Raw genomic sequence first — 13,624 nt, 5'->3', positions numbered from 1 at the left:
AAAAGGGACTATTTTCATAGCCCCTTTTATTAATAAAAATAATAATATTAAACAATAAGTTGTTGGTTATTTAACAATTCATCCAATGTTGTATTTACATGATTCAAAGTAATCAATGAAATACTACTAAACATTGTACCTTCACCATCTCGGTCAAGACTAATAGTCGTGTTTCCAGCGTCTTGTTCTACGCTAATAAATTTCGCCAATGTGCTCACATCTTTAGAATAGTCAATTAATAGTTCACTTAAATCGATTTTGTCAGCTTGAGCATCAGTTCTTACATCACCTAAAGTAAAATCTAACACCGTGTCATGTCCACTCCCGCCAGTTGCATCTTGGCTATTTAGCAATTGGAACAGAATGGTATCTGTACCTTCATTGGTGATATAGGTATCGTTACCTTCACGCCCATTCAAAATGTTATTACCAGAGTTACCTGTTAAAAGATTATCTAAAGCATTGCCTGTTGCATTTAGATGAGCAGAGCCAACTAACTCCAAGTCTTCAACATAACGACCACTTTCTATATTTGTCGACCAATCAGAATATCCAACCAGACTATAACTCACAGAGCTAATTATTTTATCGTGTCCACCAAAATCCGTATCTTTAAGTTCAGACCCAACTATTTGTGTTTCCGAATAACCACTTTGAACCCAAACACTTTCGTAATGACTCGTATCTACCCAAGCCTCTTCATTATGACCATCAAACACATATTGTTGCTCATAATAACCTTGTTCAATCCATTGAGATTCATAGTGCCCATCTTGAACGAGTTGTTGTTCAAAATGTCCAATCTCTTCAGTATAAGGACCTGATAGTTCATATCCTGACTGCCATTGATTTAAATTATAATCATAGTAGGTATTCACATATTGAGTATACGAACCATCATCTGAATAGTAATTTATGCCATTTGAGTCCATGTAGACGTCTATTACGCCATCAACGACCCATGTATCTTGATAATAGCTTGTATCAATCCAAATATCTTGGGAGTAACTTGTGTCAATCCAAACATTTTCAAAATGGCTTGTATCTACCCATATATTATCAGTATAACCAGAAGCTACCCATTGCTCCTCATAATGACTTGTATCTATCCAGACATCCTGAAATACATCAACAACAGCAACCCCATACTCTTGAACAAAATCACTTATATGATCAACTATATAAATATTATCTGTAGCATCACCTATAAACTGATCAACCGTGATCTTAGGTAAATCATTAATCGCTTTGCTGATAGTTTCACTACGATTTCCTGCACGATCAATAACAGTAATATCAAATGATGTCGCATTCTCATACATATAAGTAGAGAAAGTTCCATCTGCCATGACCGTAGTATTTGTTACAAAAGGTTCTTGATCAGCAAAATGATATGTAACTTCAAGAGTAGCCTTACTTTCTGCATGCCCCGTGAGCTCGCCCCATCCATTCATGGCAAGCTGTGTGGCTATCTTCGGCGCCGTTGTATCATTTATAGCTACAACCGTTGTACCCCCACTCTCATTTTGATTGGCATCAACTACTTTTACCGTCAATATTTCACCATGCCAATATTGTGACCATAATTGTGTTAAGAAACTACCTTCTCTTCCGACAGTAGTTTGCCCAACCAGATTATTATTAGCATCAAAAATATTAACAGTTGAATATGCTTCCGCTTGCCCTGAAAGTATATTTCCATCCTCTAATACAAGCTGAGTTGCTGCATTTGGTGCGACAGTGTCTATAGGTGCCTTAATTTCGGTGTAAGCGCTTTGATAGCCATTTTGCTCCACAACAACGCGTAAAGTTTGCCCATTCGCCTGAGGTGAATATAATTGGATACTAAAATGCCCTGTTTCATCTACAGAACCACCACCAATATAATTACTATACACATCAAAAATACGCACCTCACTATTGAGCGAAGCAGTTCCCTCAATAAAGAAACCATTTTCAGATACAACGACCTGATCTGCTGTTGGTGGTGCATTAGTATCTGGATTAAAAGTAATATTAAGTGGGATACTTATATTTTTGGCTAAATCTGTTGCCGTGATAAATAACTGCTCTCCACGTAATAATGGTGGATAAATACTAGCATTGAAATATCCAGCTTCATCCGATTGAAATTCTGCTCTAAAATCTCCATCCGCATCCATTACTTTAATGATTACTTTCTGATCAGCTTGTCCCGTAATACCATAACCGTCATTACTAATCACCACATCATTAATTACTGGAGCAATATTGTCTAAAGGCGCAATAATTTCAGAGATTAGGCTGTATTGATTGATATTCTGGTCATAAACTCGAACTTGTAATGTCTGTCTCTTTAGATAATAGTCAATTAACTGAATAGCAAAACTATCATCTTCATTCACAACATTATTCCACCCTCCATTAATGATCTGACCATCAGTAGATGTAACAACAATCGACATTCCTGCTGTTGCCTTTCCTGTCAGAATATGACCATCTACATCCAGTTTTAGCTCCGTTGCAGTAATTGGTGAATTCGAAAATACAGGTACTAATTCATGAGCAACTTCGCTTCGGTTACCAGCACTATCTTTGACAACAATACTCAAATTTTGTGTCTGGTATTGACTCAGATTAATCCATTGATTAAATGTGCCATCGTACCAAACATAAGTTGTTGTGATAACAGCGCCATATTGATCAATAATTTCAACAGTTGAGTTTGGCTCGGCTTCACCCAAAAGCAATCCGTCTGACGTTAACGTAATATTTGAAGCAGCTGACGGTGCAACATCATCAATTAAAGCATTTTGTTTAACCTCAATACTTCGGTTACTTGCTTGATCAATTACAATAAAAGTAAGCTCTTCTCCATATAAATAGACTTGATTAAAAGAACCTGACACATTTCCAGTACCATCTACATAACCAGAACCTATCACCTCACCCGCAGCATTTTTGACTTCAATCCGAGTATTTGCTTCTGCTTGCGCCGTAAAGTTTTGACCGTTTGAGTCGAGTACAATATTTTCAATTGGATTTGGTGCAACATCATCAATTAAGGCATTCTGCTTGACCTCTATACTGCGGTTACCTGCTCGGTCAACGACAACAAAAGTAAGCTCTTCTCCATGTAAATAGACTTGATTAAAAGAACCTGACACATTACCTGTACTATCTACATAACTAGAACCTATCACCTCACCCGCAGTATTTTTAACTTCGATTCGACTATCTGCTTCCGCTTGCGCTGTAAAGTTTTGACCATTTTCATTCAAGACGATGTTTTCAATCGGATTTGGTGCAATATCATCAATCAAAGCATTTTGCTTAAATTCAACACTTTGATTACCTGCTTTATCTATAACGATAAAAGTGAGTTCCTCACCTTTTAAATAAACCTGATTGAAATAGCCTGTCACATTACCAGCGCTATCGACATAACCATAACCAACAAACTCACCCGCAGCATTTTTGACACCAATAAAACTATTGGCTTCTGCTTGTGCCGTAAAATTTTGCCCATTTTCGTCAAAGATGATGTTTTCAATTGGATCTGGCGTAATGGTATCCACCAAAGCATTTAACTTAAGTTCGACACTTTGATTGCCCATTCGATCTATGACAACGAAAGTTAATTCTTCTCCATGTAAATAAACTTGGTAGAAGTAACCTGTCACATTACCTGCGTTATCTGTAGAACCATGACCTATTAACGCACCCTCAGCATTTCTGACTTCTATATTACTATTTGCTTCTGCCTGCGCTATAAAGTTTTGACCGTTCAGATCAAGTACAATATTTTTAATCGGATTTGGCGCAATATCATCAAGTGGAGCTTTTATTGAAACAGCATCACTCACATTTCCAGCTCGATCTTTAACAATAACTGTGAATTCTTCACCATGTAAATTAGAGCTACCTAAGAAAATAGTGAATGTACCATCAGCATTTACACTCTGACTCCACGTATTCACCTGTTGACCATTCTGATCAAAAATCTGGATGAATGTATTCGGCTCAGCCACACCAGAAAGAGATGAACCATCTTCACTGAACGTGAGATTACTCGCAGCCGCGGGAGCAATATCATCAAGTGGTGCTTTTACAGTAACCGCGCTACTCAAATTACCAGCCCGATCTACTACAACTACCTTAAACTCTTCGCCATGCAAGTAGTTACTGTATAAAGAGATGTTAAATGTTCCATCCCAATTAACATTATTATTCCACTGATTTACCAATTGGCCATTCTGATCAAATATTTGAATCGTAGCATTTGGCTCAGCCATACCAGTTAGATATGAGCCATCTTCACTAAATACTAAATTAGTCGCATTTTCTGGTGCAGTATTATCAAAAAAGGCTGTTTGTTTTACTTCAACGCTGCGATTACCGGCTTGATCAATTACAACAAAAGTGAGTTCCTCGCCTTTTAAATAAACTTGATTCAAATAACCCGAGACATTACCAGCACTATCTACATAGCCAGAACCGACAACCTCACCCACAGCATTTTTAACTTCAACTTGGCTATTTGCTTCTGCTTGCGCTGTAAAGTTTTGACCATTTTCATTGAAAATGATGTTTTCAATCGGATTTGGAGCAATGTCATCATTTAAAGCATTTTGTTTAACCTCTGCACTGCGGTTACCCGCTTTGTCAACTACAACAAAAGTGAGTTCTTCGCCATGTAAATAGACCTGATAGAAGTAACCAGAAGCATTACCCATGCTATCGGTTGAACCAGATCCTATGACTTCACCATTGGCATTTTTGACTTCAATTTGAGTGTTTGCTTCTGCCTGAGCTGTAAAGTTCTGTCCGTTCGCATCAAGTAAAATATTTTCAATTGGATTTGGTGCGATATCATCAGTTAAAGCATTTTGCTTGATTTCTGGACTACGGTTACCCGCTCGGTCAACGACAACAAAAGTGAGTTCCTCTCCATGTAAATAGACTTGATATAAATAACCTGACACATTACCAGCACCATCTACATAACCTGAACCTAAGACCTCACCTGCAGCATTTCTAACTTCAATTTGAGTATTTGCTTCTGCTTGTGCCGTAAAGTTTTGACCGTTTGAGTCAAGTACAATATTTTCAATCGGATTTGGTGCAATATCATCAATCAAAGCATTCTGCTTAACTTCTGTACTACGGTTACCCGCTCGATCTACAACGATGAAAGTTAATTCTTCTCCATGTAAATAGACCTGATACAAGTGACCAAAAACATTGCCTGTACTATCTGCTGATCCATAACCTATAATGTCGCCATTGGTATTTTTAATTTCAATTTGGCTATTTGCTTCGGCCAAAGCTGTAAAGTTCTGACCATTGATATCGAATACAATATTTTCAATCGGATTTGGCGCAATATCATCATTCAAAGCATTCTGCTTGACCTCTGCACTGCGGTTACCCGCTCGATCTATCACGATAAAAGTAAGTTCCTCACCGTGTAAGTAAACTTGCGGGAAATAACCAAATACATTACCTGAGCTATCCGCATAGCCAGAAGCAATCTTATTTCCAGCCTGATCTAATACATCAATAGAGCTTCCAGCTTCTGCGTGAGCTGTAAAGCTTTGCCCATCTTCGCTGAAGATTATATTTTCAATCGGATTTGGTGCAATGGTATCAATTAAAGCATTTTGCTTAAATTCGACACTGCGGTTACCTACTCGATCTATAACAACAAAAGTAAGTTCCTCACCATGTAAATAGATTTGATTAAAAGAACCAGAGGCATTACCAGCACTATCCGTAGAGCCCCAACCTGTCTGATTACCCAATGAGTCAAAAACTTCGATCTGACTATTTGCTTCTGCTTGTGCTGTAAAGTTTTGACCGTTTGCATCAAGTAAAATATTTTTAATTGGATTCGGCGCAATATCATCAAGTGGAGCGTTTATTGAAACAGCTTCACTCACATTTCCGGCTTGGTCTTTAACAGTGACCGTGAATGCCTCTCCATGTAAATTGTTGCTACCTAAGAAAATAGTAAATGTACCGTCAGAATTTATGGTGTTATTCCATATATTCACTAGCTGACCATTATGATCAAAAACCTGAATCGTAGTATTCAGTTCCGCTAGACCTGTAAGATATGAACCATCTTCTGAGAAAACTAAATTGGTAGCTGGTGTAGGAGCAACCGTATCAGCGGTAATTACAGTATCGGCGCTTACTTGTCCACGAGCATCTGTAATTGATAAGAACAATTGATCACCATCAACAAGAGTACGGTCAAGCTGGAGACTAAAATAAATCGATCCATTCCAGCCGTTATCTTCACCGACTTTAATTTCAGCTACGACTTCACCTTGGGCATCTTTAACAAGGAGAGTACTATTATTTTCAGCTTGCCCACTTATCACTCCGTCTGAAGTAAAGCTATCTACATATGGGGCAAAAGCATAGTTAGGCGCCTGTATCTGAGCAGCTAAACTTACATTTCCATTTACATCTGTAGCCGTGACATAAACTGTCTCAGCATTGGTTAAAAACATACCTAATTCTATCGAGAAACTTCCACTCTCGTCGGTCCAATTATTCCAAAACCATTTATTAAGAATGTTTCCTTGTCCATCTTTAACCAAAATTTCAGAGAAAGGTTCTGCATGACCATAAACTAGATCACCAATATCATTGAAATTTAAATCTGTTGGAACAGGTGGAGGAGTCAGATCTACAATAATATTCTGCTCAGGGCTCATCAAACCTTTATTATCAACAATTTGAACGGAAATCTGCTCTCCATCAATTAAAGGACGGTTTACACTCAAGCTAAAATGACTAAAGTCACTCCCACTATTGTCATCGCCTAATGTAAGTTTTCCTAATTCATTACCCTCAGCATCACGCACAATTACCGTACTATTATCTTCAGCAACCCCAGAAATTAAACCTTCTTGTGTAATACGTTCAACATGTGGAATATAAGCAAAGTTTGGAACCTCGATTAGAGCTTCACTAATATTCTGATTTTTATCTACTACTTGTACGGTAACCGATTCGCCTTCTTTTAAAAATTGGAATACAGATAAGCTTGCAAAACCTTGCTCATCTGTAACACCGTTAGCGATTAGATTTCCTGTTCCGGAAAATACAAGAATAAAGCTGTTAGGTTCATTAACATGTACTGATAAAGTTTCACCACTTACATCAAATTGTGGAGTTTCTAAAAATACTGCGGGGGTATAGTCTGCGGTAATATATTGCGGATGGCCTGAAACATTATCTTTATCTGTCAAGATAATAATATGAGTCCCTTCCTCCAAAGGCTGTTCGAGGGACAAAGTAAATGGCCTCACTTCACCTAATGCCATTACACTAAAAGGCGTAATACCTGAGTTATCAAATACAGTAGAATCAAATTCTTGTAAAATATTTTCATTCTGATCTTTTACAATAAAGTGGCTGCCTTCAGTCGCATAGCCGATGATTACACCTTCTGGACTAATTCGTAGAATACTAAGAGCTGGAACTTCAGTAACTAGACCAATTGATGAGTGTTCACTGCTGTATCCATTATAAGTAGCGACGGCATAAACTTCTTGATTTGAACTAATTGAAAGGTCTTGTAGAGTAAATTTACCCTCATCATTAGTTATTGTACTTGCAAGCCAATCACCATTTTTATTGTAGATATCAATCTTGCTTCCTTTATAAGCACTACCTGAAATGATAGCTCCATCTATATTGTTGAAAGTTAGAGAATCTAGTATTGGCGAATTCGGAGTATGATCTACACTATAACTATGTACCTGTTGAATAATAGCTGTATTACCAGCTTGATCAGTAAGGCTAATATCAATTGATATAGTAGTTTCCAACTGTTCTGACCACAGAAGTTCTGCTGGAATTTCGGCAATCCATTCTTGGGTTACTTCATCAAAATGAAAGTTATAAAGAACATCATTTAAGGTAGTATTTACTGTAGTCAGCGTGCTGTTTAAATCTGTTGGTAGATTATCGATTTCCAGTTTTATCGAAATAATCTGATCTTTTTCAACTAAACTTATCTTATTATCTTCAGTAATTGGTTTAACAGTTACTGTACTTCCTTGAATATTTAAAGAATTATCTACCACCACTTTTTGTACAGCGGTTTCAGACGTATTACCTGCAAGATCTGTCACCACAGCTTTATATTGGTAAACACCATCCGTTAAATCTTTTTGATCAGCTGTTGTTTCCTGCCAAGTCTTTCCGTCATCTGTCGAAACTTCATAATGATCTAGTAAAGCTGCTTGTCCGCCGATAACAATCGGTTGGGCTAACTTCAAAGTAAAACTATTATCTTGTGTGATCTGGTCTGTTGCTGAAACACCTGTATCGGACAAATCAGATAAAGTTAGTTCACCTGCTTTCGGCGCCGTTGTATCAACAACTACTTTTTGGACAGCAGTTTCTGAGGTATTCCCTGCAACGTCTGTCACCACAGCTTTATAAAGATAACTTCCATCAATCAAATCTTTCTGAGCTACTATTGTTTCCTGCCAAGTCTTTCCTTCATCTTTCGATATCCAGTAAATGATTTGGCTATTTACTTCTTGTCCACTAATCTTTAAATCAAAAGTTTGATCTTGCGTAATCTGGTCGGTTGTCGAAACACCTGTATCACTCAAATCAGATAAAGTTAGTTCACCTGCTTTCGGCGCTGTAGTATTCACCACTACTTTTTGTATAGCGGTTTCCGATGCATTTCCAGCTCGGTCTGTCACTACAGCTTTGTAAAGATAACTTCCATCAGCTAAATCTTTTTGAGCTACTGTTGTTTCTTGCCAAGTCTTTCCTTCATCAGTAGAAACCAAATACGTTACTCGGCTGCCACTTTCCTGCCCTTCAACCTTTAAATTGAAGTTTTTATCTTGAGTGATCTGATCGGTCGTTGAAGCCCCTGAATCCAAAAGATTTTTGAGATTCAAATTACCCGGCTCAGGAGGCGTCGTATCTTTAGCATCTTTCCGCGACAATAAAGCAATTGTTCCTGCGCCCGCTAAAGCACTGACCACCCCAGACCAGATAGGTACAGAAGATGAAGAATCTATAAACTTTGGTGCATCTTTTAATTCTAAATAATTAACAGTGGGCTGTCCGGTAGCATCTTCACCCAAATTGGCAGTCCAATAACTCTGCCCTTCATTTAAAAGAATTTGCGGATTTTCGCTAATAAAATAGTTTTCTAAAACAATTTCAGTTCCATCTTTTAGATGAATAATTGCATTATTTCCCTCTCTTGTTATTGAGGCAATTTTTTCTGGGCTTATATCAATTTTTGCGATTTCTTTAGGATCTACTACAATATTTTTTGTCTGGCCTACATTAATATCAACTGTATTATTTTTTGAAGCAGTATTTACCATTAATGATACTTGTACCATTTTTCCACCATGAAATTTTAAATAATTATTAAGTTTTTCTAAAATATTAAGTAAAATAGATACTCATTTTTATAAAATATTATTAAATTCCATAAAATAATAAACCCTTATTATAGCTGCTTAAAAATCGCGGCTTTTTATAGTTAAAAGTTTTTATGTATTCATTAATATTATTTTAAAATGATAAAACATTTATAATGTTTTTCTATTCCCCATATATAGAATTTAAAGCTTAGGCATTGTAATGGATAAAATTTTATCAATCTACTCTTAAGTTAAATGTCTTATAGAATTTTTTATAAATTAAATTAATTGAAAAATCTTTAAATCGTAATTAAACCAATAATGATTAATTTTCCCCTCATTTGAAATGACATTAAAACTATTTGGAACATGATAATGCAGACGGCTAGATGTCGCTGTCCCTGCATGAATGTCATAAATAGGATGATCTATTTCTAAATGATAGATCTGCGTCAAATCATATACAGCAGTTTTATGTAGATGCCCGTGTAACATTCCAAATAGTCCTGTGGTACTCCATTTTTCGAGTGCCATTTTTCCTAATACAGGACAATCTTTAATACCATGCTCATCATCGGGTGGAGTATAAAAAGGCTGATGAAAAACCACTAATTTGATTTTATTCGCTGGCCCTTGCTGTAATCGCTCATATGTAGTTTGAATTTGCTCAATCGAAATATGGCCACGCGTATGATAACGGCGGCGTATACTATTCACGCCAACAATATAAAAATGCTGGGTTTCTAAAGTAGGCTCAAGCTGACCAAAAAAATATTGATAGCGAGTAAATGGAGAAAAAAAACGGTTCCAGACATGATACAAAGGAATATCGTGATTACCCGGTACAATAAGATAAGGAATATTAAGACTATCTAAAAATTGGCGACAATTATAAAACTGTTGATATCGGGCACGTTGAGTAATATCTCCGCTCACAACAATAACTTCAGGTCTATGTTGGGTACAAAAAAGCCGAATCGCATCTAAACAGGCCTCAATTTCTGTTCCAAAATGCAGATCAGACAGATGTAATAACATTTGGCACCATAATATTTAAAGCATTCTTTTCTACAGTGAAATTTAATGGTGTTTTCATCTCTATTATTTCGCCATCTAAAGCCACGGTAAGTTTTGATCTTTTTGCACAATCTACCATCACATGGTCTGCACAAAAACTATAAACATCTTGTGCCTCTTCTACTTTGCCTTGAATCCACTGCCACAACATGTTTAATAAACTAAGCCTATCACTTTTTGTAATGACCACTCCAGCAACTCGCCCTTGTGCAGCACAATCCGCAATTCTTAGTTTCATATCACACAATTGCAATTGATTATTACCAAAGAAAATTAGAGGTGTTTTAACTGGATATTTCTTACCATCAACCGTGACGGAGAGTTTCATTGATTTATTTTCTCTTAATAAAACATCCAAAGCCGAGGTATAGGCATGTAAAGGCAAACGTCCTAAGTATTTATTGTAAAGCTCACGTTTTTTTATAAACAATGGATAAAGGCCTAAGCTCGCATTGTTCAAATAAATATGATCGTTAATCGTCGCAATATGTACAGAACGTGGTGTACCTGTAGCGATGACTTCAGCGGCTTCTAATAAATCTAAAGGAATATCTAAAACTTTAGCGACATAATTAAAAGTCCCCAAAGGTAAAATTCCCATAGGGATATTGGTATGTCGAAGTTTTGATGCGACTGCATTTAAAGTCCCATCACCACCAGCTGCAACAACAACGCCTAAATGTGCACTTTGGCTATGCCGATGGATAACTTTATTCATCAAATCATCAAAGGTGACGCCCTCTGCTAATTCAAAAACTTGTATTTCAAAACCAAATTCGGTGAGTACAGTCATTAATTGTTCATACATATCTTCATGTTTCGAAGCATGAAAACCCGATTTCTGGTTATAGATGATAGAGAGAGGTTTTAAAGTCCGCATTTTTATTATCTTAGAGAGGATTTACCCTATATTTTGTATAGAAAATCGCCTAATAAAAGTCTCTTTATGTAAATTTCGAATGATGATCATTTGTTTAATCAATAATAATTCTCAAGAAAAATTTAAACATCAAGTCATTGATTTTAAAAAAAATAAATAATATAAATAACACACATACAACATAAAAATGTAAAGAATAAAATACACCAAAAAACAATAAATCCATGATTTTAATAAAGAAAATTTAAAAATCAAAATATCTATTTCTTATTCTTTAGTCTTATTTTTTTTATGATTTTATGCTTTAATACAGCCACTTTTTTATTTGATCTTTCATTGTACCTCAATGAATGACTTGTACATTGTTGTACATATTTTGAATAGGCCTCACCATGACCACAGTGAACGCACCAGAATTCGTTCGTCATCCTAAGCTTATCGCATGGGTTGAAGAAATTGCAAACGTAACCAAACCAGCAAAAATCGAATGGTGTGACGGAAGCGAAGAAGAGTATCAACGTCTAATCGACTTGATGATCGCTAACGGCACCATGCAGAAATTAAACCAAGAAAAACATCCTGGTTCTTATCTTGCAAATTCTGATCCATCTGATGTTGCGCGTGTTGAAGATCGTACCTACATTTGCTCTCAAAAGAAAGAAGATGCTGGTGCGACAAACAACTGGGAAGAACCAGCTGTTATGCGTGAAAAGTTAAATGGTTTGTTTGAAGGGTCAATGGAAGGTCGTACGATGTACGTTGTGCCTTTCTCTATGGGTCCACTTGGAAGCCATATTGCTCATATCGGCATTGAGTTAACTGACTCTCCTTACGTTGCTGTTAGCATGCGCAAAATGGCACGTATGGGTAAAGCAGTTTATGACGTGTTAGGTACAGACGGCGAATTTATTCCTTGTATTCATACCGTAGGTGCTCCACTCGCTGAAGGGCAAAAAGACGTTGCATGGCCTTGTAACCCTGAAAAATACATCGTTCATTACCCAGAAACTCGTGAAATCTGGTCTTATGGTTCTGGTTATGGCGGTAACGCATTACTTGGTAAGAAATGTTTAGCACTTCGTATTGCTTCTGTTATGGGACGCGAACAAGGTTGGTTAGCTGAACATATGCTTATTCTTGGTGTAACTAACCCACAAGGTGAAAAACACTATATCGCTGCAGCATTCCCATCTGCATGTGGTAAAACAAACTTTGCAATGTTAATTCCACCAGCAGGCTATGAAGGCTGGAAAATTGAGACTGTAGGTGACGATATTGCTTGGATCAAACCAGGTGAAGATGGTCGTCTATACGCAATCAATCCAGAAGCTGGTTTCTTTGGTGTTGCTCCTGGTACAAATACCAAAACTAACCCTAACTGTATGGCAACTCTTCACAAAGATGTTATCTATACAAACGTTGCGGTAACTAATGATGGTCAAGTATGGTGGGAAGGTCTTTCTAAAGAAATTCCAACTAACTTAACCAACTGGAAAGGTCAACCTCACGTAAATGGTGAAAAAGCTGCTCATCCAAATGCGCGCTTCACTGTTGCTGCTGGTCAATGCCCTTCTATCGATGCTGACTGGGAAAATCCAGCAGGTGTTCCGATTTCTGCATTTATCTTCGGTGGTCGCCGTGCAGATACGGTTCCTTTAGTATCTGAAGCTTTTGATTGGGTTGATGGCGTTTATAAAGCTGCAACTATGGGTTCAGAAACCACTGCTGCTGCTGTTGGTCAACAAGGTATTGTTCGTCGTGACCCATTCGCGATGCTTCCATTTGCTGGCTACAACATGGCTGACTACTTTGATCACTGGTTAAGCCTTGGTGAAGAAGTAAGTACAAAAGCTGAAGCTGCTGGTAATAAATTACCAAAAATCTTCAACGTAAACTGGTTCCGTCGTGATGCTGAAGGCAACTTCGTATGGCCTGGTTTCGGTCAAAACATGCGTGTTCTTGAGTGGATCATTGACCGTTGTGAAGGTCGTGCAAACGCTGTTGAAACACCAATTGGTCTTGTTCCAACTTACGATGACTTGAACTGGGAAGGTACTGATTTCTCTAAAGAAGAATTTGACCTTATCACAGCTCAAAATAAAGATCAGTGGGTTACTGAAATTGAAAGCCACACTGAGTTATTCAATAAACTTGGTGAACGCTTACCAAAAGCATTAAAAGAACGTCAAACAGCTTTACTTGAAGCTGTAAAAACTGGCTTCTAATTGCTAAATATAAAAAAGGTCGCTATATGCGACCTTTTTTA

4 protein-coding genes are annotated in these 13,624 nt (G+C 37.2%); 1 reads left to right on the top strand and 3 read right to left on the bottom strand.

Features of this window, described 5'->3' with window-relative positions:
- Positions 1–47: 47 nt before the first annotated feature.
- The 3 genes from blp1 to F936_RS05140 form a co-directional block, all read right to left on the bottom strand.
- Entirely contained in the window at positions 48–9,377 is a 9,330-nt protein-coding gene (blp1, locus tag F936_RS05150) for a biofilm-associated Ig-like repeat protein Blp1 (RefSeq protein WP_005045686.1), read from the bottom strand.
- 303 nt (positions 9,378–9,680) lie between these two features.
- Positions 9,681–10,439: a metallophosphoesterase family protein gene (locus tag F936_RS05145; RefSeq protein WP_005045684.1), complete on the bottom strand. Its 759-nt coding sequence runs from the start codon at positions 10,437–10,439 to the stop codon at positions 9,681–9,683.
- Positions 10,420–11,358, bottom strand: coding sequence for a diacylglycerol/lipid kinase family protein (locus tag F936_RS05140; RefSeq protein ID WP_003650098.1), 939 nt, complete (start codon positions 11,356–11,358; stop codon positions 10,420–10,422). The genes F936_RS05145 and F936_RS05140 overlap by 20 nt, the downstream gene beginning before the upstream one ends.
- Positions 11,359–11,750: 392 nt before the next feature.
- On the opposite strand from F936_RS05140, the gene F936_RS05135 reads away from it, so the two are divergent.
- A complete protein-coding gene (locus tag F936_RS05135) occupies positions 11,751–13,583 on the top strand; it encodes a phosphoenolpyruvate carboxykinase (GTP) (protein ID WP_003650096.1) in 1,833 nt (610 codons plus the stop codon).
- The last annotated feature ends 41 nt before the right edge of the window (positions 13,584–13,624 follow it).

Source organism: Acinetobacter calcoaceticus DSM 30006 = CIP 81.8 (assembly GCF_000368965.1).
GTDB lineage: Bacteria > Pseudomonadota > Gammaproteobacteria > Pseudomonadales > Moraxellaceae > Acinetobacter > Acinetobacter calcoaceticus.
This window is presented reverse-complemented; position numbering and strand designations above follow the sequence as displayed.

Excerpts from the sequence above, each read along its gene's own strand:
- F936_RS05140 (WP_003650098.1), bottom strand. The coding sequence starts at position 11,358 with ATGCGGACTTTAAAACCTCTCTCTATCATCTATAACCAGAAATCGGGT.
- blp1 (WP_005045686.1), bottom strand. The coding sequence starts at position 9,377 with ATGGTACAAGTATCATTAATGGTAAATACTGCTTCAAAAAATAATACA.
- F936_RS05145 (WP_005045684.1), bottom strand. The coding sequence starts at position 10,439 with ATGTTATTACATCTGTCTGATCTGCATTTTGGAACAGAAATTGAGGCC.
- F936_RS05135 (WP_003650096.1), top strand. The coding sequence starts at position 11,751 with ATGACCACAGTGAACGCACCAGAATTCGTTCGTCATCCTAAGCTTATC.